Raw genomic sequence first — 14,514 nt, 5'->3', positions numbered from 1 at the left:
ACGGTGGCGAACGCGCCACACATATGTGCTGAACAGGGCATCGAGCGAATGGCCGACGCCCGCAAACAGTTTCGGGCGGCGGCGACCCCTACGGCTTCCCTGGCGCGGTCACCCGACTTCGCCGGCGCGGTCACCGTCACCGAGATCCGTGAGCGGCGGCACGCGCGCGGCCGTGGTCCGCTGAGCCTGGAGGTCAGGTCCGCGAAAACACCGGGCATCGCGCTGCCGCGCCCGGCACAGGCATACTCAGCCCTGCGAGCACGCGGGTGCCCGCGAGCAGCGGGAGGTGCGCGATGGTGTCGTCGTCAGGGACGGAACCCCGGAGGATCACGATCCATGACGTCGCCCGGTCCGCCGGAGTGTCCCGTCAGACCGTGTCGCGGGCGCTCAACGACAAGGACGAGATCGACGGCTCCACCAAACAGCGTGTGCTCGACGCCGCCCGCGAGCTGGGCTACCGGCCGAGCCGGTTCGCCCGCGGTCTGGTCCGGCAGGACACCACCACCATCGGCCTGGTGATCCCCGACCTGCTCAACCCGTTCTTCACCGAGGTCGCCGCGGCGGCGCTGGAGGCGGCCCGGGCCCGCGGCTGGCATGTCGTCGTATACGACACCGCGGACAGGGCCGAGGAGGAACTCGGCACACTGCAGGTGATCGCCTCCCAGGTGGACGCGGTCGTCGGCTACTTCAGCTGCTCCGAGGACGATCTGGAGCGGTTCACCCGCGGCGCCCCGGTGGTGCTCATCGGCCGCGAACACCACACGGCGCGGTTCAGCTCGATCCGGATCGACGGCGAGGAGGGCGTCCACGCCGCGGTCGCGCACCTGGTGGCGCGGGGGCACCGCCGGATCGGCATGCTCGACCACGACGGCCGCGCCGAGCCGAGCATCCGGCGCGAGTGGTTCACGAAGGCCGCCGCGGCGTACGGGATCGACGCCGGTCTGGCGGTCGGTGCGGAGCAGTCGGCCGACGGCGGCGGAGCGGCGCTCCAGGCCCTGCTCACCGCCCATCCCGATGTCACCGCGGTCTTCACCTTCAACGACATCATCGCGATCGGCGCCCTGCGCGAGGCGCGCCGGCTGGGCAGGAGCGTCCCCCGGGATCTCGCCGTGATCGGCTTCGACGGCCTCCAGCTGGGGACCCTCGTCGAGCCCCCGCTCTCCAGCGTCGCCCTCGACACGCGAAAGCTCGGCGCGCTCGCCATCGACCAGGCCGCGAGGCTGCTGACCGGGGTGAACCCGCTGGGGGCCGACGATCTCGTGGTCCGGGCCGAACTGCGGCTGGGCGGGTCCGCTTAACCTGCCGGACTCGTGCGCGACTCCAAAGTCTTGACACTCGACCGCACCGGAGCGCACACTTCCGAACAATTCACAGCTCCCGTGAGCGCTCCCGTGAACGTTCACGTGAACGTTCACGTGAACGCTCACGGGCGGAATGCATGGTTTTCCCATGTCTGCCACGGTGCTCGGCGCTGAACCGACCCCGTTGTGTCCTGTCCATTCCAACCAGAAGGCATCCCCCGCCTGAGTGTCAACGTCGACCCGTCTAGCGCCGCCGCTAGTCGTCCTCTGGAACGGAAAATATGAGCAGCACCGTCACGCGCATCCGCCTCGCCGCCATCGCCGCGGCGGCCAGTATCGCCGTACTCGCCGGGTGCTCGTCGCCCGCTCCGTCGGGTGACGCGTCCGCGTCCTCCTGCGCGCCAGCGAAGGGCAAAGTCACCCTCCAGTACTGGAACACCGTTCCGGGCATGGACCAGGTCGTCGCCCTGTGGAACAAGAAGAACCCGGACATCCAGGTGGAGATGAAGAACATCTCCAACGACCAGTACGGCACCCTCGGCAACGCCCTCAAGGCCGACAAGGCGCCGGATCTCGCCCAGGTCGGTTACGACGAACTTCCCAACCTGCGCACCCAGAACGCCTTCGTGGACGTCTCGGCCTGCTCGGCGGCCACCGCCGCCAAGTCGAAGTTCGTGCCGTGGACCTGGTCGCAGGCCAGTTTCGGGGACACCGGTGTGTTCGCCTTCCCTCAGGACACCGGTCCGATGGCCCTCTACGTGCGCAGCGACATCTTCAAGCAGCACGGCCTCACGGTCCCGAAGACCTGGGACGAGTACGCGGCGGACGCGCAGAAGCTGCACAAGGCCGACTCCGACCTCAGCATCACGTTCTTCGACCCGAACAACGCCGAGTGGTTCAACGGACTCCTCTGGCAGAACAACGCCGAGATGTACAGCTACGCCGGTGACAAGTGGCACGTCACCGTCGCGTCCGACCAGAGCAAGCAGGTCGCCGAGTACTGGCAGAAGCTGATCGACGCCAAGCTCGTCCGCACCGACCTCGCCCACGGTTCGACCCAGATGTACGCCGCGTACCAGAAGGACCAGATAGCCAGCTACGTCGGCGCCGCCTGGGGCTACAGCATGTTCCGTGACAACCTGCCCGACCAGGCCGGCAAGTGGTCGATCGTCCCGATGCCCACCTGGGGCTCGAACGCCGCCTCCGGCGACTGGGGCGGATCCACCGTCGCGTTCATGAAGGGCAGCAAGCATCTGTACGAGTCGGTCAAGTTCAACTCCTGGCTGAACACCGACCCGGAAGCCCTCGCGCTGGAGAACAAGCTCGGCGGCCTCTACCCGGCGGCCACCGCCGGTCTGGACCTTCCCGCACTCTCGCAGGGCGTCCCCTACTACAACAACGAGAAGATCTTCGACGTCTTCGCCGACTCGTCCAAGAACATCGACACCGGCTTCACCTGGGGTCCCACCCAGAAGACGGTGAACCTGGCACTCCAGGACGCGGTGGCCAAGGCGGCGGCCGGCAGCGGCACGCTCACCGACGCGCTCTCGGCCGCCCAGGCGGCCGCGCTGAAGTCGATGGATGACCAGGCGATCCCGGCCACAGCGGGCAAGTGACCGCAGCATGACAGATATCGCACCCCGCGCGAGCCGCGTGGCGGTGACGCCCGGGAGCCGTCGCCGCCACCGCGGCGGCGGCCCCCGGGCGGGCACCATCGCCGCGTTCCTGACCCCGTTCTTCCTCCCGTTCGTGCTCTTCTATCTGGTGCCGGTCGGCTACGCGATCTGGCAGAGCTTCCTCGTCGTGCGCCGTAGCGGCGGCCAGTACGGCACGTCGTACACGACCTTCGGCGGTTTCGAGCAGTACGCGCAGGTGTTCCAGAACACCGAGTTCTGGAACAGCATCGGGCGCATCGGACTGTTCGGCATCGTGCAGGTGCCGGTCATGCTGTTCGTCGCGCTGATCATGGCGCTGCTGCTCGACACTCCCCTGCTGAAGCTCAAGTCGTTCTTCCGCATCGCGGCGTTCATGCCGTACGCCGTGCCCGGCGTCATCGCCGCGATCATGTGGTCGTATCTCTACTCGCCGCAGCTCAGCCCGCTGGTCGACCTGCTGAAAGGCATCGGCCTCCAGCCCGACTTCCTCGGGCCGGGCGCCGTGCTGTGGTCGGCGGCGAACGTCTCCACCTGGCTCTGGACCGGCTACAACATGCTGATCATGTACTCGGCACTCCAGTCGATCCCGCAGGAGCTCTACGAGGCCGCCAAGCTCGACGGCGCGAACAACTGGGCGATCGCGTGGCGGATCAAGGTCCCGATCATCGCCCCGTCGATCGTCCTCACCACGGTGTTCTCGATCATCGGCACACTGCAGCTCTACGCCGAGCCGGCCGTACTGCGCCAGATCTCCTCGAACATCTCGAGCACCTACACACCGAACATGCTCGCCTACGCGGTGGCCTCCGGGAACAACTACCAGCAGGCCGCGGCGATCTCCGTGGTCATCGCCGTCATCACCTTCGTCCTGAGCTTCGGTTTCATGCGACTGACCTCGAAGAAGGCCGGACTGTGAGCAATCAGCCCCTGATCCGTGAAAGCCGTGTCAGCCGCACGGTCGCCATCGCCCTGATGTTCCTCCTGGCGATCTACTTCCTGCTGCCGATCTACTTCCTGATCGTCGCGGCGACAAAGCCGCAGGGCGACCTCGCCTCCACCAACGGGCTGGCGTTCTCGCACTTCAATCTGTTCGACAACCTGGGCACCCTGTTCAGCCGCAGCGACGGCATCTTCGGCCGGTGGGCTCTGAACAGTGTGATCTACGCGGTGCTGGGCGCGGCCGTCGGAACCCTGATCTCCGCGCTGTGCGGCTACGCGCTCGCCAAGTTCACCTTCCGTGGCCGGGAGTTCCTGTTCTCGGTCATCCTCGGCGGTGTCCTCGTCCCCACCACCGCGCTCGCCCTCCCGCTGTTCCTGCTGTTCTCGGCGACCGGGATCGTCAACACGTACTTCGCGGTGTTCCTGCCCAGCATCGTCAGCCCGTTCGGCGTCTACCTCGCCCGTATCTTCGCCTCCGCCGCCGTGCCCCAGGAGATCATCGAGTCGGCGCGCCTGGACGGCGCCGGCGAGTTCCGTACGTTCTTCTCGGTGGCGATGAGGCTGATGACCCCGTCGCTGGTGACCATCTTCCTGTTCCAGTTCGTCGCCATCTGGAACAACTTCTTCCTGCCGATGGTGATGCTGCAGAAGGAATCGCTCTTCCCGATCACGCTCGGCCTCTACCAGTGGAACGGCCAGACCGCCCGTGCACCGCTCCTCCAGGAATCGGTGATCACCGGTTCGCTGGTCTCGATCGTGCCCGTGATCATCGTATTCATCCTCCTCCAGCGGTTCTGGCGCACCGGGCTCGCCACCGGCTCCCTCAAGTGACCTCGTACCACCGCTCCGCTGTCTCCCCCGTTGCCCCGCCGACACAGAAGGTTCCTTTCCCCATGCAGAACTCCGCGGTCTTCGTGCCCCATTTCCACTGGGACCGGGAGTGGTACGAGCCTTTCCAGGTGTTCCGGCACCGGCTTGTCGCCGCTCTCGACACCGTGCTGGAGACGGCCGAGGCGAACCCGGACTTCCGGTTCACCGTCGACGGGCAGATGGCCGCGATCGAGGACTATCTGGAGATGCGGCCGGAGAACCGCGACCGCGTCGTGGCACTGGTCGCCGGCGGCCGGCTCGCCATCGGACCGTGGCTCATCCTGCTCGACGAGTTCCTCTGCTCCGGCGAGACCATCGTGCGCAATCTGCAGATGGGATGGGCGTCCGCGGCGGCCCTCGGCGGCTCGATGCCCATCGGCTATCTGCCGGACATGTTCGGCCATGTCGCGCAGATGCCGCAGATCCTGGCGCGCGCCGGAATCGCGCATGCGGCGCTGTGGCGCGGTGTTCCCGGCTCCGTCGACGGCCACGCCTTCCGCTGGCGCGCTCCCGACGGCTCCGAGGTGCGCACCGAGTTCCTCTTCGACGGCTACGACAACGGCCTCGACATCCTGCTGGTGCCCGACCGGATCGGGCGCGCGCTCGACGACTACGCGCGGATGACGGCCGAGCGGTGGGGTGACGATCCGCTGCTCGCGATGGCCGGCACCGATCACAACGCGCCCGACCCGCGACTCGCGGCCTGGCTGCGGCAAGCGTCCGGCGACGAGCGTGCCATCACCATCGCCACACTCGACGAGTACATCCGCGAGCACGTACGTGACGAGGTCTCCGCCGTCGTCACCGGTGAGCTGCGCAGCCATGTGCGCGGCAACATCCTCCCCGGTGTGCTCTCCGTACGGCTCGCGCTCAAGCAGCGGATGGCCGTCGCCGAGCGCACCGTCGACCACGCCGAGCGGATGAACGCCCTGTGGTCCCAGCGCGACGACTCGCCCTTCCTCTCGCTCGCGTGGCACAAGATCATCGAGTCGAGCGCGCACGACTCGGTCGTCGGCTCCGGCACCGACGAGACCGCCGAGCAGGTCGAGGCGCGGCTCGCCGAAGCCGCGCACACCGCGCGCGCGGTCCGGGACACGGCCCTCGCCGAGCCCGCCGCCCGGGTACCGAGCGACGGCTATCTGGTCGCCAACCCGCTGCCGTTCCCGCGCACGGCACTGGTCGAGGTGGATGTCGCGGCCCCGACCGAGGGAGCCGTTCTGACCGCGACCGCCGCCGACGGCTCGACGCATCCTGTGCAGCTGGTCTCGAAGGCCCCGACCGTGCTCAGCGACGAGCGTATGGACGCCTCGCAGCTCGAACGTGTGCTGCGCCGCATCCATCGCCGTGAGCTCTTCGGCCGTCTGATCGACCACTACGAACTCACCCCGGGCTCGCTCGTCTTCCATCTCGCCGAGGTACCGGCCGGCGGACCGTTCGACCTGCTGATCCTGCGTCAGGAGGTCGCTGCCGCGGCCGCCGCGCATCCGGGTGAGTGGACGGTGCTGACGCTGGAGGAGGCCCGCGCGACCGCGCTGGTGCCCGTGGACGTCCCCGCCTCCGGGCTGGCGAGTTTCCGGGTCGGAGCGAGCGACCGGACCGACGCGCGGCCGACGGCGTTCGCACCCGCGACGGCGACGGCCCGCACACTGTCGAACGGACTGGTCGAGGTCGTGGTCGCCGCCGACGGCACGCTGGACGTGACCGGGGCCGACGGCACCGTACTGCGCGGAGTCGGCCGCCTCGTCGACGGCGGTGACCGCGGCGACAGTTACAACTACGCCCCGCCGGCACACGATGTGCTCGTGTCGCGGCCGGTCACGACCGCCGTCGAACTCCTGGAGAACGGTCCGCTGCGTTCGAGGGTACGGGTCACCCGCGTCTACGAATGGCCCACCGCGCTCTCCTCCGAGCGCGACCTGCGCGGCGACCGGACCGCGCCGACCCCGGTGGAGATGCTCGTGGAGGTGCGCGCGGGTGAGCCGTTCGTGCGTGTCTCCACAGCGTTCCTGAACCAGTCCGCCGACCACCGGCTGCGTTTCCATGTGCCGCTGCCCGAGCCGGCGGCCGTGTCCGCGTCCGCCGGACAGTTCGCCGTCACCGAACGGGGACTCACCGCCGAGGGCGGCTGGGGCGAATATCCGATCCCGACCTTCCCCGCGAGTTCGTTCGTGTCGGCCGGCGCCGCCAACGTACTGCTCGACCACGCCACCGAGTACGAACTCGTCGGCGACGGCTCCGAACTCGCCATCACCCTGCTGCGCGCGATCGGCTCGATCAGTGTCAACATCCATCCGCTCCGTGACGAGCCTGCGGCGACCGAGATCCCCGCACCGGGCGCGCAGGATCTCGGCGTACGTATCGAGAACCGTTTCGCGGTCGTGCCCTCGGCGACCGGCTGGCAGGGCGCGAACGCGGTCGCTCTCGCCGAGGACTTCCGCAACGACGTGCTGGTCGCCCGCGGGACCGCACCAGCCGGAGACCAACTGCCCCCCGACGCCACCGGGGTGGGAGTCGACGGCGCGGACATCCTCGTCTCCAGCATCCGCCGTGTCACCGACGACGCTCTCGGTGCCGGCACCGAGGTGCGGCTCGTCGCGATGAGCGACACGGGATCGACCGCCCGCGTGACGGGCGCGTTCACCCGGGCCACCACGGTCGACCTGCTCGGCCGGCCGCTCTCCTCGACGCCGGCCGCCGACGGCCTCGAACTCACCCTCGGCCCATGGGAGATCCGAACGGTCGTGATCCGGTAGACGACGGCAGCGGCGACGCACACGAAGGACGAGCCCAACCCCCCGATCGCTCACGGCGGCGCACCCGGCCGGCGTTCGGATCCTCCTGTCACTCGGATCCTCCTGTCACCAAGAAAGAGTCGTGACCTCTTGCCCTCCGCACTTTCCGCGTACGTTTCGGACACCACACCAGGGCGTGGCGCGCTGCGCGCGGCGCGCTCGTGGCTGCACTCCGACGCCCCCTCACGTTCGCTGAACGGGCCTTGGCGTTTCCGTCTCTCCCCGACGGTGCCGGCGGCCGAGGATTGCGCGGCCGAAGGCTTCGACGACAGCGGCTGGGACAGCATCCCGGTGCCCTCCCACTGGGTGCTCCAGGGTGACGGAGCCTATGGGCGGCCGATCTACACGAATGTGCGGTTCCCGTTCCCGATCGACCCGCCTCATGTACCGGACGAGAACCCCACCGGCGACTACCGCCGCCATTTCGACATGCCCTCCGACTGGTCGGAAGCGGAGCGCGTCGTGCTGCGGTTCGACGGTGTCGAATCGGTCTTCAAGGTGTGGGTGAACGGCGACGAGATCGGCAGCGCCGGCGGCAGTCGGCTCGCCCACGAATTCGACGTGACCTCGTCCGTACACCCGGGCGACAACGTCGTCGCTGTCCGGGTGCACCAGTGGTCCGCGGCCAGCTATGTCGAGGACCAGGACCAGTGGTGGCTTCCCGGCATCTTCCGCGATGTCACCGTGATCGCACGGCCCGCCGGGGGTATCGAGGACGTCTGGCTGCGAACCGCGTTCGACAACGGACGCGGACGGATCGAGACGGAGATCACCGCCGACGCGGCGGCGTTCCCGGTCACCCTTCGCCTCCCCGAACTCGGCGTCGAGCGGGTCTGGGCGACAGCGGCCGACGTAGCACCTCTCGACATCGACGGCGTGGAGCCCTGGTCCGCCGAGCGGCCCCGCCTGTACGACGTCACCGTGTCGACGGCCGCGGAGAGCATCGCCATACGGACGGGTTTCCGCACGGTCGAGATCCGCGGCGACCGGTTCCTGGTCAACGGCCGCCGTGTCGTGTTCCACGGGATGAACCGCCACGAGACCCACCCCGAGCGCGGGCGCGTCTTCGACGAGGAGCACGCCCGCGAAGACCTGGCCCGTATGAAGCGGTTCAATGTGAACGCGATCCGCACCAGCCACTACCCGCCGCATCCACGTCTGCTCGACCTCGCCGACGAACTCGGATTCTGGGTCATCCTCGAATGCGATCTCGAAACGCACGGCTTCGCCGCACTCGACTGGGCCGGCAATCCGAGCGATGACCCGGCGTGGCGTGCCGCGTACCTCGACCGCGTCCAGCGCACCGTCGAACGGGACAAGAACCATCCCAGTATCGTGATCTGGTCGCTCGGCAACGAAGCGGGAACCGGCAGCAACCTCGCCGCGATGTCGGCGTGGGTCCATGCCCGCGACACCGGACGGCCTGTGCACTACGAAGGTGACCACACCGGCGAATACACCGACATCTACTCGCGCATGTACGCGTCGGTGCCGGAGACCGAGCAGATCGGGACCGACGGTTCACGCTCCCCGCTGCTGAACTGCACACCCGCGCAGGGCGCCCGGCAGCGCACCAAACCGTTCCTGCTCTGCGAGTACGCCCACGCGATGGGCAACGGGCCGGGAGCGCTCGACCAGTACGAGGCGCTCGTGCACGAGCATCCGCGGCTGCACGGCGGTTTCGTCTGGGAATGGCGCGATCACGGCATCCTGACGACGGCCCCGGACGGCACGCCCTACTACGCGTACGGTGGCGACTTCGGAGAGGTCGTCCACGACGGGAACTTCGTGATGGACGGCATGCTGCTGAGCGACGACGTCCCGACCCCCGGTCTCCACGAGTTCAAGGCGGTCGTGCAGCCGGTCCGCTTCACCTTCGACGGCGACCACGTCGCGATCACCAATCTGCGGCACTCCGCCGACACCTCCGACCTGCGCTTCCGCTGGCGCGTCGAGCACGACGGGACGCCCGTGGATTCCGGGGACATGGAGGTCCCCGTCGTCGCGGCGGGCGAGTCGGAGCGCGTACCCCTGCCGCCGATTCCGGTGTCGCACGACGCGGAGACATGGCTCACCATCGACGCGGTGCTGGCGGCAGGGACCGCTTGGGCGAGCGAGGGGCATGTGATCGCGACCGCCCAGCTGGACCGTTCTGCACGCCGTCCCACGCCGGCTGTCCGGCCCCAGGCCTCTTGGCGGCAGGGCGCCGGAACACTCACCCTCGGAATCGCCGAGTTCACCGACGGGTCCCTGGTGCGCCTCGCCGGCCGCGCTGTGGCGGGCCCGCGGCTGGAACTCTTCCGTGCCCCGACCGACAACGACGAAGGCACATCCGAAGAGGTCGAGGAGAGCGACGCCAGTGTCGCCGGGGTCTCTCACGCTCAACTGTGGCGCCGCGACGGTCTCGACCGGCTGACCGCACGGCGGATATCCGTGGAGCACACCGCGAAAGCCCTGCGAACCCTCGACAGGGTCTCCGCGGCCGACTCCGCCTTGTCGGTGATGGTGGAGTCCGTCTGGTCGGTCGAGGGCGACGAACTCGAACTGCGTGTGGAGATCGAGCCCTCAAGGGGGTGGCCGACGGTGTGGCCGCGGATCGGGATCCGTTTCGATCTGCCCGACGGCGCGGCTCCCGTGGACGGCGCCGAGTGGTTCGGCCTCGGCCCGCTGGAGTCCTACCCCGACAGCCTCCGCGCGGCACGCACCGGCCGTTTCTCCTCCACCGTCCGCGGTCTCTCCGTCGACTACGCGCGCCCCCAGGAGACGGGTCACCGCTCCCAGCTACGGCAGCTGACACTGACGAGCGGCGGCGCCAGGGTGCTTCGCGTCACCACCATCCCCGACACACAAGGACGCCGCCCCGGCTTCACACTCAGCCGCCACACCCCACAGCAGATAGCCCGAGCCGGACACCCCTTCGAACTCCCGGAGTCGACGACGAGTCACCTGATCGTCGACGCGGCCCAGCACGGACTCGGCTCACGGGCCTGCGGACCGGACGTATGGCCCGAATTCGCACTGCGCCCTCAATCCCGCACGATCAGGCTCCGCATCACGGCAGGCGACTGAGCTTGCCCGGGTGACACAGGCTGTTCCTTGGACGGCGCGAACAGGCGGATTCCAGCGGTCGTTGCAACAGGTTGAGTGCCACAACGGTTTCGGTTGCGGCGATGATCAGTGTTGCCAGTCGGTCTCGCCGCCTGGGCCAACTAGGACGGGATCGATTCCTGAGCCGGTGAGGTTCCACGACTCGTAGTCGGGGTCTGGCTCGATGCTGAGCCGAGTTCCGTCGTCGAAGCCGAGAGACAGGGTGCCTTGCCCGGTGACCTCGATTTCGGTGACGCACTTGGCGAACAGGTCGAGTACCGGCGCCAAGAACGGTCCAGTCGCTGGCATCAGTAGGACCTGGTGGCCCGAGGAGTCCGTGAGGGTGAACGGTGTCTCGATGACGAGCTCGCCCTCGATGCGGATGCGACTGTCTGGGGCGTGATCGGTGAAACCGATCCGGACCTGGTGATCGAAGGCCGTGCGTGTGACACGGCTGCCGACCAGCTCCGCAGGTACTCTCACAGCTCCCCCTGCCACGGTTGTGCCGCGTGTCGCCGGAAAGCCGACGACCGGCCCTGTTGGGCCTTGAGCAGTGTAGACAGGCGCTCGGTCGGCGTTTCCCAGCCAAGCGTCTTGCGGGGCCTGCTGTTCAGTTCGGAGGCGACCGCGTTCAGGTGTTCGCGAGTGTGGACGGACAGGTCGGTGCCTTTGGGAAAGTACTGCCGGAGCAGGCCGTTGGCGTTTTCGTTCGAGCCGCGCTGCCACGGGCTGCCGGGGTCGCAGAAGTAGACCGGGACGTTGGTGGCCATGCTGAAGCCGCGGTGAGCGGCCATTTCGGTGCCTTGATCCCAGGTCAGAGATCGCTTCAGATCGGGTGGCAGGGGGTTGATCGTGGCGATGAGGGCATCGCGCACGGCTGCGGAGTTGTAGCCGTCGGGCAGGTGGACCAGCAGCAGGTATCGGGTGCTGCGGTCGACCAGGGTGGCGATCGCGGAGTGCTTCTTGCGGCCGAGGATCAGGTCACCTTCCCAGCGCCCGGGGACGGCCCGGTCGGCTGCCTCGGGCGGCCGTTGGCTGATCATGACCTTGTTCTTGACTGCCCGGAAACGTCGGCGGTCGGCAAGGCGGCGAGGGAGCCGTCTGACACGTCCGGTGCGCAGAGTTTGGGTCAGTTCACGGCGGAGTTCTGTGCGGCCTTGGGTGTAAAGGGCCTGGTAGATGGTCTCGTGGCTCACGTGCATGTCTGGCCGCTGATCGAAGCATCTGCGCAGCGCGTGGCAGATCTGCTCGGGGCTCCAGCGCAGGGTCAGGTGCGACTGGATGAAGTCGTGCAGTTCCGGGTTCTGGCCGATCTTCCCGGGCTTGGGGCGAGGCCGGCGGGCGTCAGCACGGCGCTGGGCGGTGTAGGGACGGTAGTGCCAGCGGCCGTCGGCCAGGACGGTGCCGTTGCGGCGGACTTCGCGGCTGATCGTCGATGGGCTTCGGCCCAGTTCGGCAGCGATCGCCCGGATGGTGGCCTTCTCGAGTAGCCGGTCGGCTATGTGGACGCGGTCGGCCTCGCGGAGATAGCGCGAGGGATCGCTCGATTCATCGACGGGTGTCGCGTTGAGCGGTGGATAGGCCTTGATCCGACCCGAGGCACCTCGTCCGTTGCGCCATCGTTCGCCGGTGCGGGTGCTGATTCCGACGGTCCTGGCAGCCTCGGCAAAGCTCATTCCTTGATCCACAAGTAGGAAGTATGTCTCCCGCTCTTGGACCAACGGCCTGTTGCCCTGGGGCCTCCGGCTCCCACGAAATTCGACGTCCATCGCCACCTCTGAGCTGAGGTGTTGCAACGATCACTAGAACCCAGAACAACGCCCCGACCACGGATCGCGCAGACACGGCCCGCCGGATGCGCGCGCCACGACGAAGCCCGCTCGCGCGCACACCGACCGACTGCCCCGACGCTCCTGCGCATACGACTCCGCACGCTGCCTCACGCCGCGTGCGGAGTCGTGAACGAGGACCGTAAGCGCCTGTCACGTCACGTATATCGGGTGCACCCGTTCGGACCCCACGCGCATAATGCCGTGACGTGTGTCCGGACAGCTCACCTCGGCCAGGCCTTGCCGGCTCGTCACCGACACCGGTCGCCGACCCCGGAATAGCCGACCCCGGAATAGGAGTTCCCGCGGATGCCAGAGGATGATCTTCCTTACGCCGCGGCGGATACGGAGTGCTGTCCAAGTGGCCATGCGTCCGGAAGGGGTTCGTCCACGACCGTCTGCCTCCTCATCTCCAAGTACGACGAGGCCAGACGTCGCGGTGAGGTCGACGACTGGACGTCCTACGACGATATCGGCGCGTCGTTCAACGGCTGTGTCCTCACCGCCGAGGAGTACCAGCGGGCCGAAGACCGCTACATCGCGGCGGCCAACCTCCTGGCCAGGGCTGTCGGTACGGATCGCTTCATCTTGCGGCATGTCTTCCTGCCTCAGCCCGCGCCGTCGTGGCTGGGCGAGGTCTACGACGGCCGGACCGTCGGTCTGGAGACTGCCCTGCGACTGCTCAGAGAGAATCTACGCGGCGGCTCGCCCTCGGTCCTGCTTGAGAGCGGGCAGTTGCAGATAGCAGTGGAGACGGACTTCTATCTTTCGGCGCAGATTCCGGAGAGTGCCGTCGGGGCTCTGGTGGAGATCGAGAAGATGGGGCTGTACCCGATACGGGTTCCTTGGGAACAGGATGAGGAACAGCCCGTCTCCCGCCCCGCGGATGACCGGTTCTGGGCCGAGGTCGCCACACGCGCCGCCTCGACGGAGGGCCGCACGCGCACGCTCGTCCTGGAACGCTGGGCGCATGGGGACCACGGTCACCGGTGGTATCTCGTGGGGGAAGGCGGCCTCCCCTCGGTCGCACGATCAGTCAGGAGCCAGAGCCTGGTCACCGCCTTCTTCGACGCGGAGATCCGGTGGGCCCCCCGGGGCGAAATCGCGCGGGCGGTGGACTTGTTGCGCGCGGACAACGATGATCCGTGTGTCGTGGTCTTCCCGCTGTCCGGCAGCGGGGCGCTCCGCACACTGACGTGCGGGGAGGGAACTCCGCTGCCGGGCGAGGCCGAACTGCCGCCGGGTTCGGAGTTCGGTTTCTTCGTGTGGCCGTACGAGGACGTCGTATTCACGCAGGAGGTCGTGCCTGGCGAAGACGGCCGCATCGTCGCCGAATGGCCGGCCCCATGGACCTCATGAAGACGCGCCTTCGCGAGCCTCCCGACACGGAGCCCTCGTACCGGCGCCGGCTGTTCGCGGCTCAAGGAAATGATCAGGATGCCAGGACCGGCGCGAAGCTGTGCGGGCGCAGGGCGAGGCTTTCGATGAGGCGGCGGGGGAAAGCGTCATGCAGGTAACCGTCCAATGGATACGGACGTCCTGGACGAAGCGGTCTCGGGGAGGGCCGGCCGCGGCTCGCAGGAACGCGGTCCCGGTCGGTTTTCGTGTCCCGCGTATGCCGCCTTCGGTCGCGCATGTAGTGCGCATGCGTGAGCAAGACGGCTTTGACCCGTATGACTGCCAGGAAGACCTGCGCGAGGTTGACGTCCGGCTCCGAGAAGACGACGGTCGGTTGGGCGTCCTTCCCCGAGTCCAGCCACTGTTTGCCATACCTCCCCGGCCACGACGGCCCCCGGCCGTGCGCCTCGTTCCCGGGCAGTGGGTCCGCTGGCAGCTCAACTACCGTTTCAGCAGCGCGGCGGGGGTGCGGGACTGGTCGTACTGGCTCGACACCTTCAACATCGCCTACGGTCCGGTAGGAACCGATGTGTTCTTGTCTCCGCCCACGGTGCTCGTCGACGAGCGAGGACCGGTCCGGTAGCGCACCGATGAGTGATCACGCCCGGCCCGCGGAGGCGGTTTCCGGGCGGTCTTCACTCGT

At 68.1% G+C, this 14,514-nt stretch carries 10 protein-coding genes; 8 read left to right on the top strand and 2 right to left on the bottom strand.

All coding sequences use genetic code 11. The features are described 5' to 3' along the window. Positions 1-293 precede the first annotated feature (293 nt). From OG214_RS37105 to OG214_RS37080, 6 genes are all read left to right on the top strand, one after another. Positions 294-1,298, top strand: coding sequence for a LacI family DNA-binding transcriptional regulator (locus OG214_RS37105; RefSeq protein ID WP_405987286.1), 1,005 nt, complete (start codon positions 294-296; stop codon positions 1,296-1,298). A 284-nt stretch (positions 1,299-1,582) separates the two neighbouring features. After that, the gene (locus tag OG214_RS37100) at positions 1,583-2,917 is read left to right on the top strand and encodes an ABC transporter substrate-binding protein (RefSeq protein ID WP_405987285.1); all 1,335 of its coding nucleotides are present in this window, start codon (positions 1,583-1,585) and stop codon (positions 2,915-2,917) included. A 7-nt stretch (positions 2,918-2,924) separates the two neighbouring features. After that, the gene (locus OG214_RS37095) at positions 2,925-3,872 is read left to right on the top strand and encodes a carbohydrate ABC transporter permease (RefSeq protein ID WP_405987284.1); all 948 of its coding nucleotides are present in this window, start codon (positions 2,925-2,927) and stop codon (positions 3,870-3,872) included. Then, the gene (locus tag OG214_RS37090) at positions 3,869-4,726 is read left to right on the top strand and encodes a carbohydrate ABC transporter permease (protein WP_363083324.1); all 858 of its coding nucleotides are present in this window, start codon (positions 3,869-3,871) and stop codon (positions 4,724-4,726) included. The genes OG214_RS37095 and OG214_RS37090 overlap by 4 nt, the downstream gene beginning before the upstream one ends. A 62-nt stretch (positions 4,727-4,788) precedes the next feature. Further along, positions 4,789-7,518, top strand: coding sequence for an alpha-mannosidase (locus OG214_RS37085; RefSeq protein WP_405987283.1), 2,730 nt, complete (start codon positions 4,789-4,791; stop codon positions 7,516-7,518). Between the two features lie 129 nt (positions 7,519-7,647). After that, positions 7,648-10,626, top strand: coding sequence for a glycoside hydrolase family 2 TIM barrel-domain containing protein (locus OG214_RS37080; protein WP_405987282.1), 2,979 nt, complete (start codon positions 7,648-7,650; stop codon positions 10,624-10,626). Positions 10,627-10,731: 105 nt separating this feature from the next. Here OG214_RS37080 and OG214_RS37075 read toward each other — a convergent pair whose 3' ends face one another. Both OG214_RS37075 and OG214_RS37070 read right to left on the bottom strand, forming a co-directional pair. Further along, on the bottom strand, positions 10,732-11,127 hold the full coding sequence (locus OG214_RS37075; RefSeq protein WP_363083321.1) for a DUF6188 family protein: 396 nt from the start codon (positions 11,125-11,127) through the stop codon (positions 10,732-10,734). Next, positions 11,124-12,320, bottom strand: coding sequence for an IS30 family transposase (locus tag OG214_RS37070; protein WP_405987281.1), 1,197 nt, complete (start codon positions 12,318-12,320; stop codon positions 11,124-11,126). Before OG214_RS37070 ends, OG214_RS37075 begins: the two co-directional genes overlap by 4 nt. Before the next feature lie 462 nt (positions 12,321-12,782). On the opposite strand from OG214_RS37070, the gene OG214_RS37065 reads away from it, so the two are divergent. Further along, positions 12,783-13,832, top strand: coding sequence for a hypothetical protein (locus tag OG214_RS37065; protein WP_405987280.1), 1,050 nt, complete (start codon positions 12,783-12,785; stop codon positions 13,830-13,832). 148 nt (positions 13,833-13,980) lie between these two features. Beyond that, positions 13,981-14,454, top strand: coding sequence for a hypothetical protein (locus OG214_RS37060; RefSeq protein ID WP_405987279.1), 474 nt, complete (start codon positions 13,981-13,983; stop codon positions 14,452-14,454). Positions 14,455-14,514 lie beyond the last annotated feature (60 nt).

It is taken from the genome of Streptomyces sp. NBC_00872 (assembly GCF_045161915.1).
GTDB lineage: Bacteria > Actinomycetota > Actinomycetes > Streptomycetales > Streptomycetaceae > Streptomyces.
Note: the sequence above shows the minus strand (reverse complement) of the source record. Positions and strands in the feature narration are given on the sequence as shown.